The 19584-nt window shown below is 35.9% G+C and carries 17 protein-coding genes; 10 read left to right on the top strand and 7 right to left on the bottom strand.

Annotated elements, in window-relative coordinates; genetic code table 11:
• Positions 1–18 precede the first annotated feature (18 nt).
• The 5 genes from gor (at position 19) to cydC (ending at position 7423) form a co-directional block, all read left to right on the top strand.
• A complete protein-coding gene (gene gor / locus E4Z98_RS08670) occupies positions 19–1362 on the top strand; it encodes a glutathione-disulfide reductase (protein WP_135255171.1) in 1344 nt (447 codons plus the stop codon).
• Positions 1363–1449: 87 nt separating this feature from the next.
• The gene (locus tag E4Z98_RS08665; RefSeq protein ID WP_135255219.1) at positions 1450–2856 is read left to right on the top strand and encodes a cytochrome ubiquinol oxidase subunit I; all 1407 of its coding nucleotides are present in this window, start codon (positions 1450–1452) and stop codon (positions 2854–2856) included.
• A 1-nt stretch (position 2857) separates the two neighbouring features.
• Positions 2858–3886, top strand: coding sequence for a cytochrome d ubiquinol oxidase subunit II (gene cydB, locus E4Z98_RS08660; RefSeq protein WP_135255172.1), 1029 nt, complete (start codon positions 2858–2860; stop codon positions 3884–3886).
• 23 nt (positions 3887–3909) lie between these two features.
• Positions 3910–5649, top strand: coding sequence for a thiol reductant ABC exporter subunit CydD (cydD, locus tag E4Z98_RS08655; protein ID WP_135255173.1), 1740 nt, complete (start codon positions 3910–3912; stop codon positions 5647–5649).
• On the top strand, positions 5642–7423 hold the full coding sequence (cydC, locus tag E4Z98_RS08650) for a thiol reductant ABC exporter subunit CydC (protein ID WP_135255174.1): 1782 nt from the start codon (positions 5642–5644) through the stop codon (positions 7421–7423). The genes cydD and cydC overlap by 8 nt, the downstream gene beginning before the upstream one ends.
• Positions 7424–7577: 154 nt before the next feature.
• Here cydC and E4Z98_RS08645 read toward each other — a convergent pair whose 3' ends face one another.
• The 4 genes from E4Z98_RS08645 to E4Z98_RS08630 form a co-directional block, all read right to left on the bottom strand.
• Positions 7578–8231 (bottom strand): CPBP family intramembrane glutamic endopeptidase, encoded by a 654-nt coding sequence (locus E4Z98_RS08645; protein WP_135255175.1) that lies wholly within the window; start codon positions 8229–8231, stop codon positions 7578–7580.
• Positions 8232–8328: 97 nt separating this feature from the next.
• On the bottom strand, positions 8329–9306 hold the full coding sequence (locus tag E4Z98_RS08640) for a polyprenyl synthetase family protein (RefSeq protein WP_135255176.1): 978 nt from the start codon (positions 9304–9306) through the stop codon (positions 8329–8331).
• A gap of 76 nt (positions 9307–9382) precedes the next feature.
• Positions 9383–9931 carry an LURP-one-related/scramblase family protein gene (locus tag E4Z98_RS08635; RefSeq protein ID WP_135255177.1) on the bottom strand — a complete coding sequence of 183 codons (549 nt, stop codon included), beginning with the start codon at positions 9929–9931 and terminating at the stop codon, positions 9383–9385.
• Between the two features lie 16 nt (positions 9932–9947).
• Complete coding sequence (locus tag E4Z98_RS08630) at positions 9948–10817, bottom strand: Cof-type HAD-IIB family hydrolase (RefSeq protein ID WP_135255178.1); 870 nt, start codon at positions 10815–10817, stop codon at positions 9948–9950.
• A gap of 157 nt (positions 10818–10974) precedes the next feature.
• Between E4Z98_RS08630 and E4Z98_RS08625 the strand changes: the two genes are divergently transcribed.
• The 3 genes from E4Z98_RS08625 to tsaE all read left to right on the top strand — a co-directional run bounded on the left by E4Z98_RS08625 (position 10975) and on the right by tsaE (position 13439).
• On the top strand, positions 10975–11646 hold the full coding sequence (locus tag E4Z98_RS08625) for a uracil-DNA glycosylase (protein ID WP_135255179.1): 672 nt from the start codon (positions 10975–10977) through the stop codon (positions 11644–11646).
• Between the two features lie 153 nt (positions 11647–11799).
• Positions 11800–12777, top strand: coding sequence for a phosphate acetyltransferase (gene pta / locus E4Z98_RS08620; RefSeq protein ID WP_135255220.1), 978 nt, complete (start codon positions 11800–11802; stop codon positions 12775–12777).
• A gap of 203 nt (positions 12778–12980) precedes the next feature.
• Positions 12981–13439: a tRNA (adenosine(37)-N6)-threonylcarbamoyltransferase complex ATPase subunit type 1 TsaE gene (tsaE, locus tag E4Z98_RS08615; protein ID WP_135255180.1), complete on the top strand. Its 459-nt coding sequence runs from the start codon at positions 12981–12983 to the stop codon at positions 13437–13439.
• A gap of 69 nt (positions 13440–13508) precedes the next feature.
• Here the strand turns inward: tsaE and E4Z98_RS08610 are convergent, their stop codons facing one another.
• The 3 genes from E4Z98_RS08610 to E4Z98_RS08600 all read right to left on the bottom strand — a co-directional run bounded on the left by E4Z98_RS08610 (position 13509) and on the right by E4Z98_RS08600 (position 17722).
• Positions 13509–15443 carry a BglG family transcription antiterminator gene (locus E4Z98_RS08610; RefSeq protein ID WP_135255181.1) on the bottom strand — a complete coding sequence of 645 codons (1935 nt, stop codon included), beginning with the start codon at positions 15441–15443 and terminating at the stop codon, positions 13509–13511.
• Between the two features lie 125 nt (positions 15444–15568).
• The gene (locus E4Z98_RS08605) at positions 15569–16594 is read right to left on the bottom strand and encodes an AI-2E family transporter (RefSeq protein WP_135255182.1); all 1026 of its coding nucleotides are present in this window, start codon (positions 16592–16594) and stop codon (positions 15569–15571) included.
• Positions 16595–16711: 117 nt separating this feature from the next.
• The gene (locus tag E4Z98_RS08600) at positions 16712–17722 is read right to left on the bottom strand and encodes an acrylyl-CoA reductase family protein (RefSeq protein WP_135255183.1); all 1011 of its coding nucleotides are present in this window, start codon (positions 17720–17722) and stop codon (positions 16712–16714) included.
• Between the two features lie 202 nt (positions 17723–17924).
• Between E4Z98_RS08600 and E4Z98_RS08595 the strand changes: the two genes are divergently transcribed.
• The gene (locus tag E4Z98_RS08595; protein WP_135255184.1) at positions 17925–18467 is read left to right on the top strand and encodes a helix-turn-helix domain-containing protein; all 543 of its coding nucleotides are present in this window, start codon (positions 17925–17927) and stop codon (positions 18465–18467) included.
• 18 nt (positions 18468–18485) lie between these two features.
• A complete protein-coding gene (locus E4Z98_RS08590) occupies positions 18486–19583 on the top strand; it encodes an ABC transporter ATP-binding protein (protein ID WP_135255185.1) in 1098 nt (365 codons plus the stop codon).
• Position 19584 lies beyond the last annotated feature (1 nt).

Here is a 19584-nt window from a genome sequence, read left to right as displayed (position 1 = left end):
AGGATGGGGGGATTGTGTTTGAATAACTATGATTATATCGTCATTGGTGGCGGAAGTGGTGGTATTGCTTCAGCAAATCGTGCAGCAATGCATGGTGCCAACGTATTATTAATTGAAGGCAATCGCTTGGGAGGTACATGTGTCAACGTAGGTTGTGTGCCGAAAAAAGTCATGTGGCAAGCAAGTGTTATGCGTGAAAACATGAGACTTGATAGCCAAGGATATGGCTTTGATGTACAAACAACTTTTGATTTTCCAACATTAGTCGCTAATCGTGATGCGTATATTAAACGTTTGAATGGTTTATATGCACAAGGTTTAGCTAGTAATGGGGTTGAAGTTGTTACAGGTTATGCGCAATTTGTTTCAGAACATGTGGTAGAAGTGAATGGTCAAATGTATGAAGGGACACATATTTTAGTAGCAACAGGTGGGAAATCTATTTTTCCAGAGCTTCCTGGTGCGGAATATGGAGACGATTCAGATAGTTTCTTTGCTTGGGACACATTGCCTGAAAAAGTCGCAATTGTTGGTGCGGGCTATATCGCATTAGAATTAGCAGGTGTGTTAAATGGCTTAGGCGTTGAGACACATTTGTTCTATCGTTATGCTCAACCACTTAGAAGTTTTGATTCAGATATTGTGACCGAGCTTTTATCAATTTATGAAGAAGAGGGCATTCATTTACATCCTGAAAGCCATATCCAACAAATAGAAAAAACAGCAACAGGTTCTCTTGTACTATCGACTCAAAAAGAAACACTTGAGATTGATCGCTTAATTTGGGCAATTGGTCGTCAGCCTAATATTGAGATGCTGGGCTTAGAAAAAGCGGGTGTTAAGTTAGATGAACGTGGTTATATTCACGTTGATCAATACCAAAATACGTCACAATCAGGTATTTATGCCATTGGAGATGTGATTGGTAAGATTGAGCTAACACCAGTCGCTATTGCAGCGGGTCGTCGTTTGTCGGAACGTTTATTCAACGGTCAAACAGATTTGTATTTGGACTATGATAATGTTCCAACAGTTATTTTTACCCATCCACCGATTGCGACAATCGGACTATCAGAAGAAGACGCCCTTGAACAATTCGGTCAAGAGCAAGTCAAGGTATATCGTAGCCAATTTAATCCGATGCTGTATGCATTACAAGACCGTAAGATTAAATCGACGATGAAATTGATTTGTGTCGGACCAGAAGAAAAAATTGTCGGCTTACACGGAATTGGTGTTGGGGTCGACGAAATGTTACAAGGCTTTGCGGTTGCTATTAAGATGGGGGCAACAAAAGCGGATTTTGACAATACTGTAGCGATTCATCCTACAGGAGCAGAAGAATTCGTGACCATGCGTTAACAAATTGAAGGACATTGTGGTGAAGTTTTCATCGCAATGTACTTTCAAGTTAAATAATTAAATATTTTTAAGGAGGTATTTGTTTTGATGGATATTTTAACATTAGCAAGAATCCAGTTCGGAATGACCACTGTTTTCCACTTTTTATTTGTGCCATTATCAATCGGTCTAGGACTGGCTGTTGCTATCATGGAAACATTATATGTTATCAAAAAAGATGAGATTTACAAAGACATGACCAAATTCTGGGGAAAAATTTTCCTACTAAGTTTTGCGGTTGGTGTTGTTACGGGTATTATCCAAGAGTTCCAATTCGGAATGAACTGGTCTGAATACTCAAGATTTATGGGAGATATATTTGGTGCACCACTTGCTGTGGAAGCATTATTAGCGTTCTTCTTGGAATCTACTTTTATCGGATTATGGGCGTTTACTTGGGATAAAGTAAAACCAAGAACACATGCGATTTTCATGTGGTTAGTAGCAATTGGTTCAGCACTTTCAGCGTTATGGATTTTGGCGGCTAATTCATTTATGCAACATCCAGTGGCATTCAAAATTAATCCCGAAACAAACCGTGCTGAAATGGATAGTTTCTTAGGGTTATTACAAAACCCACAATTATGGTTAGAATTCCCACACGTTATCTTAGGTGCATTTACAACAGGTGCATTTGTGATTGTCGGAATTGCAGCGATGAACTTACGTAAGAAGAGAAACATTGAATTTAACCGTAAGTCATTAAAATTAGGGGCTATTTTAGGCACAATTTTTGCAGCAGCTACTATGATGGTTGGACATCAACAAATGATCGCTCTTGCGACAGACCAACCAATGAAATTTGCTGCAATGGAAGCGATGTATGATGATTTAGAAGATGGTTCTTGGACAGCTGTTGCTTTCCCAGATACAGAAAATAAAAATGCAGGCTTTGAATTAAAAGTACCAAAACTAATGAGTTTATTAATGGGTGATGATGGTAACACAACCTATAAAGGAATGAACACTCTTGATAAAGAGTTAGTAGAAAAATACAAAGGTAAGCACGATATTGCAAGTTTTTATGTACCAGTTAAAACATTATTCTGGAGCTTCCGCTTCATGGCTGGATTTGGTTCAGTGATGGCCATCGTTGGTTTACTAGTATTATTCTTCTTACGAAACGACAAAATCATGAACATGGGATGGGCGTTATTTGGAACTAGCTTAATGGCATTTGCACCATTTATTGCGAATACATCAGGTTGGTTAATTACTGAATTAGGTCGTTTCCCATGGACAGTATATGGTATCTTTACGATTGCTGACAGTGTGTCACCAAACGTAACAGCTAATCAATTACTGTTTACAAACATTGTTTATTTCTTATTATTTGCTTTAATGGGAACTGTTTTAGTCAAAATGATCTTACGTGAAAACAAAAAAGGTCCTTACTATGTAGATCCAGATGCAGCAAATAATCATATTGATCCTTTGAAAAAGGAGGAATTCTAAGATGATAGCAGGTTTAGAACCGTTACACTTTATCTGGTTTGTATTGATTGGTGTTTTATTTGTAGGATTCTTCTTCTTAGAAGGATTTGACTTTGGTGTAGGTCTAGCAACGCGTTTGTTAGCTAAAGATGAAGAGGAACGTGATACAGTTGTTCAAACAATTGGACCTGTTTGGGATTCCAATGAAGTTTGGTTAATTACGGCTGGTGGTGCGATGTTTGCTTCGTTCCCACATTGGTATGCGACATTATTTAGTGGTTATTATATTCCGCTATTCTTAATTTTAGTTGGTTTAATCGTGCGTGGGGTATCATTTGAATTCGCTGCACATTCTGAAACTAAAAGAGAGAAAAACTTCTGGCAATGGATGTTATTTGTTGGAAGCTTAATCGTACCCTTCTTATTCGGTATGATTTTTACAAGTATGATTCAAGGTATGCCAATTGATGAAAACTTTAATATTTTTGCTAAATTTGGTGATTATGTTAATTTAATGTCAATCGTTGGTGGTATCGCGGTTACTTTAATTTGTTTCATTCATGGTTTGAACTATATCCGTCTTAAAGTTGAAGGCGACTTACGTGTTCGTGCAGAACGATTATCTCAAAAATTATACCCATTATTATTTGCTGGGTTAGTTGTCTTTGCGATTTTGGTTTATACAAACACAGATTTCATCGAACGTCGTCCAGTTTCAACGATTGCTATTTTAGCCGTTATGGTAGCCGCAGCAGTAGCTGCATACTATGGTAGCTTAAAAGGCAAAGAAAAATTATCATTTATTTCAACAGGTGCTGTTTTAGCTGGTATCGTGGTCTTAATCTTCAATGGGATTTTCCCATTTGTAATGATTGGTGATGTGGCAGCTAATAGCATGAAAATTAGTGAAGCAGCTAGCACGTTATATACATTAAAAACAATGACTATTGTCACAGTATGTATCTTACCGTTTGTGTTAGCATATCTTTCATGGTCATATTATATCTTCCGCAAACGTTTAAAAGTTGGCGAAGGTAATGAACATTATTAAAAAAGTTAGAGGGTAAAAAACGAATGATAGATAAGAATATTTTCAAATTTGAAAAGATTCGACCTGTGTTCGTAGGGCTTGCAGCGTATAGTATACTGCAAGCTCTTTTAATTATCGGCCAGGCGTATTTTTTATCGAAAAGTATCACCAATGTGTGGTCAGGACAACCTGTCCGCGAACAATTCGTTAATATTGGTATTTTCTTTGGTTGTTTTATGGCACGTCAATTGATCAATTTTATTAAAGATAAGGTCTTAGACCGCTATGCGTATGAGCAATCAAGAAAAGTTCGTCAACAATTAATGAAAAAAGTTTTTTCACTTGGGCCTAATTTTGTCCAACGTGAGGGGTCTGGAAATATGGTCACAATGGCGATTGAAGGGATTAGTCAAATCGAAAATTATTTGACAATTATTTTACCTAAAATTACTAACATGATGATCATTCCATGGATTATTGCGTTATTTGTCTTTTTCCAAAATAAACGTTCGGCGATTATTTTAATGCTAGTTTTTCCTGTAATTATTATCTTTATGATTGTATTAGGCTATGCAGCGAGAAATAAGGCGGACAAACAGTACGAAGGTTTCCAACGTTTGAGTAATCATTATTTAGATACATTACGTGGATTAGAGACATTGAATCTATTAGGATTAGGAAAACGTTATGCGAAGAATGTATTTAAAGTGAGTGAAGATTATCGTAAGGCTACAATGAGTACGTTGAAAATTGCGATTCTTTCAACCTTTGCGCTTGATTTCTTTTCAACCTTATCGATTGCCTTGATTGCTTTATTATTAGGGATTGATTTAATTGAACAGCACATTGTTCTTTTACCAGCGTTAGCGACGTTAATTTTAGCCCCTGATTTCTTCCTGCCAGTCCGTGATTTTGCGAATGACTACCATGCAACATTAGATGGTGGGAATACATTGAAGCAAATTTTTGGGATTTTAAACGAAGAAGAAGAAGGGATTACGGATGAGTTAGCTTTAACAGATTGGCAAGAATCTTCAACGCTAATGTTAAAGAATGTCAATGTGAAGTATTCAAGTACGATGGAAAAAAATACGTTAGCGAACATCAATTTTGAATGGAAGGGACATGGTAAAATCGGAGTAGTTGGTTTATCTGGTTCTGGAAAATCAACGTTGATTAAACTTTTAGGTGGCTTCCTTCAACCAGCTAGCTATGAGCAGCTGATGGTCAATGGTCATAAGATGAAAGGTTTCCGTGAAGTATCATGGCAACGTCAACTATTCTATATTCCACAAGACCCGTATATCTTCCATGCAAGTTTAGCTGACAATATTAAGTTTTACGTACCGGAAGCTAGTCAAATAGAGGTGGAACTGGCGATACAACAAGCAGGACTTAAGGAAGTTGTGGAAGAATTACCGGATGGTTTAAATACAATTATTGGTGAAGGTGCGCAAGTATTGAGTGGCGGCCAGATGCAACGTGTTGCCTTAGCGCGTGCTTTTCTAGACAAAAATCGTCACATTCTATTGTTTGATGAGCCAACTGCTCACTTAGATATAGAAACTGAGGCGGAATTAAAAGAAACCATTTTACCGATGTTTGATAATAAACTAGTTTTCTTTGCGACTCATCGATTACATTGGATGCGCGAGATGGATTATATTTTAGTCATGGATAAAGGACAAATTGTTGAAAGTGGAACGTATGAGGAATTAATCGCCAAAAATGGTGCCTACAAACAATTCGTCAATGAAGTGACAGGAGGTGGCGAACATGTCTAAGAATACACCAAAACGTTTACTTCTATCAAAAGAAGATACATGGATTCGTCCATACTTTAAGAAGTATAAAAAATTATTAGCACTCGTTTTATTCCTAGGTCTTTTAACCTTCTTCTCTGCGAGTGCCTTGATGTTTACATCAGGTTTCTTGATTAGTCGTTCAGCAGCTATTGGAGTATTCAATGCCACGTTGCCAGCGAAGCCTGAGAATATCATGAAAGTATATGTAGCCTCTGTGTTAACACGTTTATTTGGTATTAGCCGTCCAACGTTCCGTTACGCTGAACGTTTAGGCAGTCATAACTGGGTCTTAAAGATGACTTCTGATATTCGTTTACGTTTATATAATGCCCTTGAAACACGTGCTGCTAAATCAAAGCAAAGTTATCAGACAGGTGACATTATGGGGATTTTAGCCGAAGATATTGAGCATATTCAAAATCTTTATTTAAGAACTATTTTTCCAACGCTAATTGGCTTAGCAATGTATGTGTTAGTGATTATCGCATTAGGATGGTTTTCTATTCCATTTGCCTTGTTTGCCGCATTGATGTTTGGGGTAATTACGATTTTAATTCCGTTAGTTTCTGTAGCGGTGAACCAAGCGAGAATCTATCGCCGAAAAGCAAAACGTCATGAGTTGTATACGGAATTAACGGATTCTGTTTTAGGTGTTGGAGATTGGCAATATAGTGGTCGACAAGCAGAATTTTTAGAACATTATAATCAAAGTGAAGCCAGTGTTCGTGAAGAAGAAGCCGCCTTGAATAAACATACACGTCTGCGTAATTTATTGATTCAATTAGTGTATGGTGTGTTAATTATTGGGTTGTTCATTTGGGCAGGTACTTATTTTGCACCAGATAAACTAAACTGGGTAGGCGCGTTTGTTTTAGCGGCGTTTCCGTTAATGGATGCATTTAATCCAATTGCAAATGGTGTAACGGAGATGCCACTATACGAAGATTCTGCGCAACGTCTACATCAGTTACCAAATCCTGATGAAGAAGCTCTAAAGGAAACACATTTATTAGATAAATTACCAGAACAAGGTGATTTATCATTTCAAGATGTCACGTTCCATTATCCAGACAGCAAAAAATTAGTCGCTAATGCCTTTGATTTAGAAGTGCCTTCTGGTGAGGTTTTAGCGGTTTTGGGTAAAAGTGGAACAGGGAAGACGACCTTGTCAAAACTATTGAGAGGGGATCTTTTAACGACTAGTGGCGAGATTTTAATTGATGGCATACCTGTCACGCAAATGGGTGATGATATGTCTAAAGTAGTGGGTGTCTTAAATCAGTCGCCACATATTTTTGATACAACGATTTTTAATAATGTTCGTATGGGGAATACTTCAGCTAGTGATGAAGCAGTTATTCAGGCTATTTATCAAGCAGGCTTAGGTCCAGTAGTAGATGAGTTATCTAACGGTGTCCATACCTTTGTAGAAGAAGGGGGCAAACGTTTTTCTGGTGGTGAACGTCAACGGATTGCTTTAGCGCGCATCTTACTTCAAAATGTGCCGGTGGTTATTATTGATGAACCAACCATTGGACTTGATCCGATTACCGAACGCGCTTTATTAGAAACCGTTTTTGATGTTTTAAAAGGAAAAACAGTCTTTTGGATTACCCATCATTTGGCTTCTATTCAACATGCAGATCGTGTGATTTTCATGGAAGATGGCGCTATTAAGATGGATGGTAGCCCACAAGTTTTAAAAGAAACAAATGAGCATTTTAACTACTTGTTAACGCTTGATGAGGCGTAATTATCAAACAAAAAAACTCTCGAATTTAATTCGAGAGTTTTTTTGTCGCTTTTACTTTAGTTTTTTCGATCCCAAGAAACAACCAAAAGCAAAACTAAGTTCTATTTTATTTTACCATAAATAGGGCGTAACGTTTGGTCATTATTTGATTTTTTTAAAGTAGATGTGATGCAAAGACGATGACTAGATAGGCCAAAAAATTATTTATAAAATGCAGACCCATCGAAACTTCAATACGTTTAGACTTCACATAAACAAGACCAAGAAAGAATCCCATAATTGTATAGGCAAAAAAGGCTGGTATTGAGTCAGGTGAATGAGGAATACAAAAAACGATTGAACTAATAATTAAACCTATCCATACTTTGATTTTATCATTAGGTTGCGTAATATCTCCAAATAATCGGATGATACCAAAACGGAAAAGGAGTTCCTCTCCAATTGGTGCTAGTACGCATAATAAAAAGAATAAGGTTACTGGATTGATTTGAGTCGCTAAATCATAAATAGCTTCATTGTTACTGGTAGTATCAGTTTTCATAAAAGGTGAAATAATGATATTTGATAAATAAATGGCCAGATAACCACCTAGGATATAATACAAGTGTTTTTTTTGGAGTAACTTTGGAAAAGTGGTGGTGTTAGTCTTAGATAAATAAAACCCAATAAATGCGATTAATACTAAGAAAATAGCTATTACGCCAATTTTTTCGTAGCCTAGCATAATAAAGGCACTAGGTAGAGAATAGACAATAAACAGACCAACTAACAAGAGAATTTGTAAGAGTAGTGAGATATATTTTTTCATAAAAGAAGCCTCCGTTGTGTAAAAAATTTATAAAACAAAAGGACTGTTCCCGTTTCGGTCGCAGTCCATGAACTAGTTGAACTTAAAATAGCACCTATTAATAATCTCGTTGAAGTAACTGTTGCGTCATTTCTATTAAGATAGATTTAGCAGGGATATTTGGTAGTTTGTTGATTTCTTTTAACGCACTATCCGTATAACGTTTGGCCATTTGTTGTGCTTGACTAATCCCGTTATAGGTTTTGATGTTGGCTAAAACACTTTTGACATCTTCTTCAGATAATACGTCTTTTGTGCGAAGGCAGTCAAACGCTTCGCGATTATTTCTCATCGCTAAGATAAGTGGGAGCGTATAATTCCCGTTTTGAATATCTTCAAGGACGGGCTTTTGTAGGACTGATTCATCAGCCGTGAAGTCTAAAATATCATCTAAAATTTGAAACGCCATTCCAATATCATGGCCAATACGATATGCACGTAATTGCGTCATTTTTGAGCATCCAGCAAAACGAGCGCCTTCTGCACAACTCAATTGGAATAATTGAGCGGTTTTACCTTTGACATGGCGGAGATATTCTTTCACTGTAATATCGGGGTTATGTCGTAAATGCATTTGATCTAATTCCCCAATTAGAATATGACGCATATTTTTTGCGTTGAAATCAAGTGTTTTGTAATCGCGTGTTGCTTGTGTCACCAATTGGAAATAGACAGTAAATAAAAAGTCCCCCGTATAAACAGCGACATCCTTGCCGTATAAAGATTGGATAGTTTCCATATTACGACGGACAGGTGCGTCGTCAATTATATCATCGTGAACTAACGTTGCGGCGTGCAAAATTTCAATCGCAGCTGCATATTGAAATTTACGCTTTTCAGAAGGTACTTCGCCGAATTTACTGAAGAGTAAGAAAAAGGCTGGTCTTAAAAGCTTTCCACCATTGGCAAAGAAAGATTGCAAGGCACGAGAGATTTCCTTATTTCGAATCGTCACTTCTTGATTCATAATTTTTTGAGTTTGTAATAATTCTTGTTGTAGTTCTGGAAATTTTTCCCATATGGAGTGAATTGCCATGCGAACCTCCTAGTGAAATAGTATTGATAATGTTCTCATTTTAACATAAATTTTCTTTTTTTAAGAATAAATAGATTTAATCTTTGAAGAGATTCAACTTGTAAGCCCATCCTAGTTTGTTTTTAGCTAGAACGGGTTGTAGTTCTTTTGAACGATTAAGTTGCCAGTAGTCTAAAAGGCAAGCAATACCAAGACAAATTGGCACAAATTCATCTTTTGAAATCTCTAATTCATAAAAGTTTCCCTGAGCAAGATACGTCTTATTCATTTTCATTATCGTTTGATTAAATTGATAAATTTTGTATTGGTGCTTGGGAATGTTTCCTGTCACTAACCAAGATAATTGCGTCACAAAATAATAATCTCGTTTAAAGGACAAAAGATGTTTCAAGGTGGCTATTTTTTTTTGTTCAAAGTAGATTGAAAAATGATTATTAGCTCTCATACCGAAAGATTCCTGTTTAATATGGACAATTAATTCATTTTTCATAGTAAAAATAGACAGGACATCACCCTTAGATCCCCATTTTCCAACTATTAAGTAACACTGTTTGCCGGATTCATCTTTCACAACAGTTGGTGTATTAGTAGCTAGCATGTTTTCTTGAATGTAGTAATGTCCCATTTTTTTCACCTCAAGCTTATAAATTTTCGTCGATTGCTCGTCTAATGGCTTTTCCTACGCCGCTTTCAGTATTTAAATCGGTGATATATTTAGCTGTTTCTTTGACATCTTGTTCAGCATTTCCCATAGCAAAACTCACACCAGCAATAGCTAGCATACTTAAGTCATTGAAATTATCCCCAATTGTCATAACTTGTTCTAAGGGGATATTCAATTGGTCAGCTAATTGTTTTACCGCAATGCCTTTTTGCGCGTTTTGGTGATTAATTTCGATATTATTGGGATATGATGACGTAACGACGACATCATCTAATGCTTCAATTGCTTCACGAATAGGACTTAACACTTTTGCTTCATCATGTGAAAAGGCAATGAATTTCAAGATTTTATGTTCAGGATTATCAATCAATTCATCAAAACTATCAATCGGTGTTACTGGTAACTCATGAAGCTGTGCTGAAGCCATCGCAAGTGCCATTTTGAATGTTAAGTGAGGAATTTGATGAGCGACGTGAATCGCCATGTTTTCAACACGTTTTGCCATGTTATTGGTGTACACACTATTTTGTGTACAAATCTCATAGTATACACGGTCATGATTTAGTGCCTTCATAATATCTTTAGCTGTTTCTTTAGCAATTTCAATCGTAAATAATTCATTCCCTGTTTCGTCAAACGCTTGAGCGCCATTGGCTGAAATGATAGGGCATTCAATTCCTGCTTCGGTTAAAGGCGTGATAGCTTCTGCGTAATTACGACCAGTTGCAATGACAAATTTGACGCCTTGCTCTGTAGCATAGCGAATTGCCGCAACATTTTCGGCAGAAACCTCCATTTTTTGGCCTAAAAGAGTGCCATCCATATCTGATGCTATTAATTGAATCATATTATGTCCTCCTAAACGTCTTCTTATCCTCTATTTTACCATAAAAGAGATAGGCATACGAAAAAACGCACAATAAATCATCAAGGTTAGTGTTTTACTACATTTGCAAGATGACGCATGATTTTGTATGCTTGAGTAAACGAAAGGACGTGATTTAATGGAACTTACGTTAGATAAAAAGTGGCAAGAACGTTTAGAGGATGAATTATCCCAGGATTATTTTAAAGAGTTATGGCAATTTGTGACACACGCTTATGATACATCTACCATATATCCGCCAATTGATGAAGTATTTACAGCGTTTAACTTAACGCCTTTTAATGATGTTCGTGTGGTAATTTTGGGACAAGACCCATATCATGGTGAAAATCAAGCCCATGGACTGAGTTTTTCTGTGAAAGAAGGTGTCACTCGTCCACCTTCATTAAGAAATATGGTTAAAGAATTAGAAGATGATTTAGACCTTTTATTGTTAGGGGAGAATGGTAACTTAACCTCCTGGGCACAACAAGGCGTCTTTTTATTAAATACAGTGTTAACGGTTGAAGCAGGAAAAGCTAATTCACATAGTGGTAAAGGTTGGGAACGATTCACTGATGCAGTTATTAGACAATTAGGTGAGCGAGAAGAGCCTATCATTTTCGTACTATGGGGTAAGCAAGCGCAAGTTAAAAAACGTTTCATTAATAAAAATAAACATGTCATTTTGACCGCACCACACCCAAGTCCATTATCTTCTTATCGTGGTTTCTTTGGATCAAAACCTTATTCGTCTATTAATAACCAATTAAAATCATGGGGACAAGCGCCAATTAATTGGGAAATCTAGCTGTTATATTTTAGCAATGAAACTGTTTTATTAAAAAATGAGCAAAAATAGAGGATTCTTATTAAAACGACTAAATTTCCATATCAAAATCTGTATTTTTTATTGAATACGTTGTATTATAAAAAGAGATAATACTGAATGGAGGAAATTCAATTGGATATTTTAATTAATCTAACAGCAAAAGTTAAAGGTAAAGATGTAAAAATCGTTTTCCCAGAAGCAACAGATGTACGTGTATTAGGGGCAGCTATTCGTTTGAAAAATGATGAAGTGGTAGAACCTGTATTAGTTGGTTCACCAGAAGCTATCAATACAGTAGCAAGTGAAAATGGTTGGGATGCTTCTAAATTAACAGTGATTGACCCAACGTCTTACTACAAATTTGAAGAGATGGTGGCATCATTTGTTGAGCGTCGTAACGGTAAAGCAACAGAAGACCAAGCACGCACAACATTATTAGATCCTAACTACTTTGGTACTATGTTAGTACACATGGGTATCGCAGACGGCATGGTAAGTGGCGCAATTCATTCTACAGGTGATACAGTACGACCAGCATTACAAATCATCAAAACAAAACCAGGCGTTAGCCGTACAAGTGGTGCATTTTTAATGATTCGTGGAGAAGAAAAATATGTCTTCTCTGACTGTGCAATTAACATCAACCCAGATGCACAAGCATTAGGTGAAATTGCAGTTGAAAGTGCTCGTACAGCTGAAATGTTTGATATCGAACCACGTGTTGCCATGTTAAGCTTCTCAACTAAAGGTTCAGCAGCTTCAGAAGAAGTAACCAAAGTTGCTGAAGCAACAAAAATCGCGCAAGAATTAGCACCTCAATACCAAATTGATGGCGAATTACAATTCGACGCTGCGTTTGTACCATCTGTAGGTGCTCAAAAAGCACCTGAATCAGAAGTTGCTGGTAAAGCAACTGTTTATGTATTCCCTGAAATTCAATCAGGAAACATTGGCTACAAAATTGCGCAACGTTTCGGTGGGTTCGAAGCAGTAGGACCAATCTTACAAGGCTTAAACAAACCTATTTCTGATTTATCTCGTGGATGTAACGAAGAAGATGTTTACAAATTAGCGATTATTACAGCTGCACAATATTTAATGGATAAATAATTAAGTAAGCAATCGTTCAATCACTCAAAGAATAAATAAAATGCCAACGATGTGAAATCGTTGGCATTTTTGGTTAATAGAAGTTCCTTTTAACGAGTGATTAGAGTTAATGCTAGTTAAAATTTAACTAAAAAGAAGAAGTGCCTTTTGGTTTGTATTGAGGTACAATGAGGGTGAATCTTAAATAAGGATAGGGAATGGTTATGGAAAAGTATTTAAAAAATGAAGACGAGATGTTGAGGGGTGGTCAGGTAATCGGTGAACAACTTCAAGCGGGTGACGTACTAGTTTTAACAGGTGAATTAGGTGCTGGTAAAACGACGATAACTAAAGGGATTGCATTAGGACTTGGCATTACTCAAATGATTAAAAGTCCAACGTATACTATCGTGAGGGAATATACCAACGGACGTTTACCACTTTATCATATGGATGTTTATCGTTTAGGCCAAGGCGAGGGTGAAAGTTTTGGCTTAGAAGAATACTTTGAACAAGATGGTGTGGTTATTATGGAGTGGGGCAATAATTTACGAGATGAATTGCCGATTGACTATATAGAAGTTTTCTTGAATTATGAAGGAGACGGGCGTTCATTACGCATTGAAGGCCAAGGTGCCAACGGCAAACGACGTGCCAATGAACTAGTAGCAACACTTAACTAGAAAGTATGAAAAAGAGATTATGACAAAAGCGTTTGGCTTCAAGAACGAAGGATCTGTGACTAATGTTTGTCACAGATCCTTTTCTTGATGTTCTCTTAGGACGTCAAGAAAGTCGTCGAATGTTTGGCAATAGCTAAGTTGTTCTTGCATGGAATGATTCGCTAATAGGTTGTTTATCCATTCCATAAATGTTTGAATTAGTGAGGAATCTTTATTGGAAATTAACATCATAAACACCACATTGACAGTATTTTGGCTATCCCATTTAATAGGTTGGTCTGTTATTAAGGTCAAAATCTTTGATTTTTCAAATGTGTCATCCATAATGTGCGGGATAGCAAGGAACGAGCTGATATTTGTCGGATTAGTATTTTCTCTAGCCATCATAATGTGTGCCATACGTTTGGCTTCGGACTTATTAGACAAGTAGTTTTCCAATAAATAATAGATGCTTTTTGCCTTTGAAAAATATTTTGTGACATAAAAAAAATCAGCCGGATGAAATAAATGATTCAATACGTCTTGTTGTTTGGTTTGTTTATTTAATTGCTCTTCTAACAATGCTAGACTTTTATTTAAATGTAACAAATCAAAATAAAAAACAGGAATATTTGAACATTTTATAGGGACAGTAGAGACGATTAAGTCGGTAGTATCGGGAGGTCTAGATTTGAATTCGGCATAAGATAACGTATTGGTGATTTCTATTCGATCTGAAAAGTATTGTTTTATTTTCGTCTCAATTAAGCGACTAGTAGAAAAGCCTTGGCTACAAAGAATTATAATGTTGATTTTAGGTGGCGATACTTTTCTTCGACGTTCAAGTGCAGTAGTGATATGAAGAGCTAAGTAACCAATATCATGTTCATTCAACTTAAATCTATCAAATGAAGAAAGACCTTTAACTGCGTCTGTACAAATTTTATAGGCGTAAGCGTATCTTTTTTTAATAAAAGGTAATAGTGGATTCGGTTTGTTCAGGTTGTTAGATTTAATAGGTAAATACCTAGAGAAGTGATTGTTTAAATCATTAATTAATAACTTATCAGATGTGAAATTTAATTGCGACTGTTTTTTAATCGTTTTAAGAAATTCAGTTACTAAGACGGAAAATGGTGTACTATCAGAATGATGGTCCTTTACGGTCATCAATTCTGGTAATAATTTAGAAAGTAGCCAGTGACGATCATCTTTTCCAATGGTAATTTGGTACTGTTCTTCTAGTTCATTAAGAAAGTGAGTTAGGGAATGATTGCTAAAATTTGTGAGAATTTTTTCTTCAGGTGAAGTGCTAAGAAAATGACCCTGAATTAATCGATTCATCATAATAGCCAGTTGAATAATAAAATTTTTTCTTGAATAGTCACTAAATGGATAAGTTTCAGGTGGGAAAAACGTTAAGCTAGTTGTATAAAGCATTTCTAAATCAACGTGTTCAAGAAGTTTGACTTCAAAGGCGGAAAACGTGGTCATATAGTTGGGGTCATTTTTATTAATTAAGCGTTCAATTATGTAACGTCTAATATTTTTCTCAGATCCAGATATTTTATACCCAGCATTATTTTTAGAAATAAGTTTTAATTTAAACGGTTGGATGCTTTCTTTAATCGAACGTAAATAACTTGTCATAGTAGATGGACTTACGTACACGACACGACATAGTTCATTAGCTGACGCATATGTTTTTTTGCTCAACAAATAAGTGATAACTAAAAAAACACGATTCTCTAATGAGTCAATAGATAAATTGAGTTGTTCATATTGACTAATATCGTGATAAAGAGTATCTAAAGATTGTTTTGATTCAATGGTATAGCCTTTTTTTCTTAATAGGATAATTTTTGCTCCATAAGGACTTAAATACTCATTTAACTCTTTAATATCATTTCTTACGGTTCTGTCGGAGATATTAAATTTCATCATAATATCTTTGAGGGGGATAACATCATTTTCATAAATCATCATAAGCATCTTATTTATACGTTCTTGCAATAAGTGTTTCATAATTTCCGAGCCTCCTTATTATATTAATCATACCATATATATAATGTATATTAAAAAACAACCAATTGCCATCTAATATGGCAATTGGTTGTTTTTATTAATTAATAATTTGTCATTTTAAGGTGTTAAGTCTCTTTTTTTATACTAGACCTAGTAACGTTAATAATATCTAAAAAGAATACGAAAATAGGAATTCCGACAATCAGTCCCCAAATACCAAAGACTTGTTCACTAATAACTAAAATAACAAAAGTATAAAATGTAGGTAAATGTGTTCTGTTTGACATGAATTTAGGGTTTAGAAAATAAGATTCAAATAAATGAATAATAATAATCATTAAAATCATATAGAAGACATAGTCGACGCCCCCTTGATAATACGCAATAAAACTTAAGGGGATCGTTGAAATGATGGCACCTGCAACAGGGACTAAACTCATCAAGAAAATCATTAAAATCAAACTAGGAATTTGTCCGTATCCTAATAGCATCATTGGGATAATCATTAGAACGGTGTTGCATATGGCGATAAATAGCTGTGCTTCAATCACCACACCAAAAGTCCCAATAAATTTCTTGGCAAAATATAAGATATCTTCAAATAACCAACCCAAATCGCTAGTTAGAAAGTTTTTTGAGAAATTTTTCATACGTTCTTCTTCGATACAATAGAAAAAACTTAATACAAATGACATGACAAACTTAAACGTAAAATGTCCAACACTTGTTAAATAATCAAAAATAACGAAGGTGCTTTTTTGAAGCTGCTCAAAAATATTATGTTCGTTCAAGTAGTTCATTATCCAAGCGGTCACATTATTATGTTTAATGGTCTGATCGTTTGCATAGAAATCACTGATCGTTTCAATTAAATGAACAGACTGATTAATAATAATAGGCACATATTTAGTCAATGCAATATAAAGAAAAAAGACGACTAAACTATACAAAACAGAGATCACGATTTTCGGTGGAATAGGTACTCGTTTTGTAATGATTTTTTTCATAGATAAAAATAAATACGTGAAAATAAATGTGAATAAGATGTAACTAATAAACGAGCGGGTAATATAGAGCAACAAAATTATGCTAAATAAAATGACGAAACGTCTTAATTTAATGTTTTCAATAAACTTTTGATAAATTGACATATAGCCCTCCTTTTTGTTTCTAAATAATAACATTATTTGAACGACAGAACAATGTGAGTGATAATTTCTTGAGTAAAAATTAAAAAGACGCTTATGTAAGCGTCTTTTGGTATTAAATTAATCCTTTAGTTTAACTAAATAACGACCTACTATTGTGCCAACTAATAATTGTTGGAATGTTTGAGGAAGTTCTGATAGTGAAACAGTCGCTTTAATTAGTTCGTTTAAGTGAGGAGGCTTCATCTGGTTTGATAAGCGATGCCACAATTGTTCACGATGCTCAGCGGGTATATTCACTGAATCAATACCTATCATCGAGATGCCACGCAGAATGAAAGGCAGCACGGTTGTGTTTAGTTTAATACCACCCGCGTTACCACATACTGTGATACAGCCACCATATGCAAGTTGGGGAAGTAGAATACCTAGTTGTTCACCACCTACTGCATCCAAAATAAAGTCGAATTGTTGTTTCATTAGAGGACGGACTTTTTCAGGTGTTAGGTCTTCGATAGTGATTATTTTAGAGGCACCGATGCGCGTTAAATAATCGTCTTGGGCTCCTTTTTTGCGAGAGAGTGCAGTGATATTGTGATAGCCCAATTTGTGGAGAATGGCAATACTCGTGCTGCCAACGCCACCTGTTGCTCCGGTGACAAGAATGCGTGCATCGGATTTATTAGTTAGCCCGTTGTTTAGTAATGCATCAACTGAAAGAGCCGCTGTGAGTCCGGCTGTCCCATATATCATGGCTTCTTTTGTTGTAAGCGCATCTGGTAATTTGGTCACCCAATCCCCAGGCACTTGAGCGATTTCGCTGTAGCCACCTGGATGAGAGACACCTAAGCCATAACCTGTTACAACTACTTTATCGCCAACATTAAATCGTTCGTCCTTTGAGAGGGTTACTTCCCCACTTAAATCAATACCACCCACTAATGGATAATGAGCAACCACACCATTCTTCGCATGATCAGAGGCTAAAGCATCTTTAAAATTAACGCTAGAATAATGCACGTTGATTTGTACCTCGCCGTCTTTTAAAACGGTTACATCTTTTTCTGATAAGACAGGTGTTATTTTTCCGGAAAGCTCGTCCTTTTGATACTCCAAACAAGTATATATCATGATCTGTCCTCGTTTCTATTCTTAGTATGTTTAGTATATGAAAAAAAAATAAAAAAAGCGAGTCCAGAATGTTTTTTCGATTGAAAAATAGTCAATACCCTTGTATAATCATCTTATTGTAAACACGAAGTTTAGTTTTAGCAAACTTTTGTCAGTTGAAGTTTAGTATCACTTAACTTTTGGAGGAAATGGAGGAGTTATCATGGAGATTGGCCAAAAAATAAAAAATCTTCGTGTTCAAAAAGGTTTAACCCAAGAGGAGCTAGGGGAACGAACCGATTTGACGAAAGGCTATATTAGTCAACTAGAACGCGATCTAAGTTCGCCTTCTATGGAAACTTTTTTTACGCTATTAGAAGTATTAGGATCAACCCCACAAACGTTCTTTAATGAAGAACAAGGGGAACAAACGGTTGTTTATAAAGAAGAAGATCGCACATCATTTGTTGATGAAGACAAAAAATATCAGATTGAATGGTTAGTACCAGAATCGAATGAAAATGATATGGAGCCGATTTTTTTAACATTGTCAGAGCATGGGGAGTATAAAGCATTTGATCCATCGCTTTCAGATACCTTTGCTTATGTAATGGAAGGCGAGGTATGTATTGAAATTGGGCTACGTCGTTATTATGCACGTGAAGGTGAAACCATTTATTATCAAGCAACAGAAACGCACCAAATTAAAAATAATTATCAAGGAACGAGCCGCTTACTATTAGTTGCGACAGATTCCTATTTATAAGAAAAGAGGTTGGAAAACGTGTCAAATAACATTATTACTTTTCATAATGTCCGTAAAGAATATGATGGGCAAGTCGTTTTAAAAGATGTGAGTTTTGATATTGAGCAAGGGAAATTTTATACGCTATTAGGCCCATCTGGTTGTGGTAAAACGACCATTTTACGCTTGATTGCAGGGTTTATTGAAGCAGATACAGGAGATATCCGTTTAGAAGGCAAGCGTGTCAACGATATTCCAGCTAATAAACGTAAAGTAAATACTGTTTTTCAGGATTATGCATTATTTCCACATTTGAATGTATTTGACAATATCGCGTTTGGCTTGAGCTTGAAGAAAATGCCGAAAAAAGAGATTGAAGCAAAAGTCACAGAAGTATTAAAAATGGTTCAATTGACTGGTTTTGAGAATCGTGAAATCAGTGAAATGTCTGGCGGACAACGCCAACGTGTGGCTATTGCTCGAGCGTTAGCCAATGAACCAGAAGTGCTATTATTAGATGAGCCGTTATCAGCACTAGATTTAAAATTACGTACAGACATGCAATATGAATTACGTGAATTACAAAAACGTTTAGGCATCACCTTTATTTTTGTTACTCATGATCAAGAAGAAGCGTTAGCGATGAGTGATGAGATTTTTGTTATGAATAAAGGGGAAATCGTTCAAAGTGGCTCACCTGTTGATATTTATGATGAACCGATTAACCGTTATGTGGCGGACTTTATCGGTGAAAGTAATATTGTTGAAGCAATTATGAAAGAGGACAACTTAGTAGAATTTGTCGGCAAAGAATTCGAATGTGCCGATAGCGGGATGCGCAAAAATGAGCCAGTAGAAGTAGTGTTACGTCCTGAAGATATTTTTATCACGACGACTGAAAAAGGTAAATTAAAAGTTAAAGTTGATACGCAACTATTCCGTGGCGTTCATTATGAAATTGTTTGTTATGACGAGGATGGGAATGAGTGGGTAGTACATTCAACGCGTAAAGCAACAGAAGGTGAAGAAGTCGGGTTATACTTTGAGCCAGAAGACATTCACGTGATGCGTTTTGGTGAAACAGAAGAAGAATTCGATGCCCGTCTAGAAAGTTATGACGAGCAAGAGGAGGACTAAC

The sequence above is a fragment of the Vagococcus xieshaowenii genome (assembly GCF_004792515.1).
Taxonomy (GTDB): Bacteria; Bacillota; Bacilli; order Lactobacillales; family Vagococcaceae; genus Vagococcus_A; species Vagococcus_A xieshaowenii.
The sequence above is the reverse complement of the archived record's forward strand: the minus strand, read 5'-3'. Positions and strand labels throughout refer to the sequence as shown.

Excerpts from the sequence above, each read along its gene's own strand:
- E4Z98_RS08665 (WP_135255219.1), top strand. The coding sequence starts at position 1,450 with ATGGATATTTTAACATTAGCAAGAATCCAGTTCGGAATGACCACTGTT.
- cydB (WP_135255172.1), top strand. The coding sequence starts at position 2,858 with ATGATAGCAGGTTTAGAACCGTTACACTTTATCTGGTTTGTATTGATT.
- cydD (WP_135255173.1), top strand. The coding sequence starts at position 3,910 with ATGATAGATAAGAATATTTTCAAATTTGAAAAGATTCGACCTGTGTTC.
- cydC (WP_135255174.1), top strand. The coding sequence starts at position 5,642 with ATGTCTAAGAATACACCAAAACGTTTACTTCTATCAAAAGAAGATACA.
- E4Z98_RS08645 (WP_135255175.1), bottom strand. The coding sequence starts at position 8,231 with ATGAAAAAATATATCTCACTACTCTTACAAATTCTCTTGTTAGTTGGT.
- E4Z98_RS08640 (WP_135255176.1), bottom strand. The coding sequence starts at position 9,306 with ATGGCAATTCACTCCATATGGGAAAAATTTCCAGAACTACAACAAGAA.
- E4Z98_RS08635 (WP_135255177.1), bottom strand. The coding sequence starts at position 9,931 with ATGGGACATTACTACATTCAAGAAAACATGCTAGCTACTAATACACCA.
- E4Z98_RS08630 (WP_135255178.1), bottom strand. The coding sequence starts at position 10,817 with ATGATTCAATTAATAGCATCAGATATGGATGGCACTCTTTTAGGCCAA.
- E4Z98_RS08625 (WP_135255179.1), top strand. The coding sequence starts at position 10,975 with ATGGAACTTACGTTAGATAAAAAGTGGCAAGAACGTTTAGAGGATGAA.
- tsaE (WP_135255180.1), top strand. The coding sequence starts at position 12,981 with ATGGAAAAGTATTTAAAAAATGAAGACGAGATGTTGAGGGGTGGTCAG.
- E4Z98_RS08610 (WP_135255181.1), bottom strand. The coding sequence starts at position 15,443 with ATGAAACACTTATTGCAAGAACGTATAAATAAGATGCTTATGATGATT.
- E4Z98_RS08605 (WP_135255182.1), bottom strand. The coding sequence starts at position 16,594 with ATGTCAATTTATCAAAAGTTTATTGAAAACATTAAATTAAGACGTTTC.
- E4Z98_RS08600 (WP_135255183.1), bottom strand. The coding sequence starts at position 17,722 with ATGATATATACTTGTTTGGAGTATCAAAAGGACGAGCTTTCCGGAAAA.
- E4Z98_RS08595 (WP_135255184.1), top strand. The coding sequence starts at position 17,925 with ATGGAGATTGGCCAAAAAATAAAAAATCTTCGTGTTCAAAAAGGTTTA.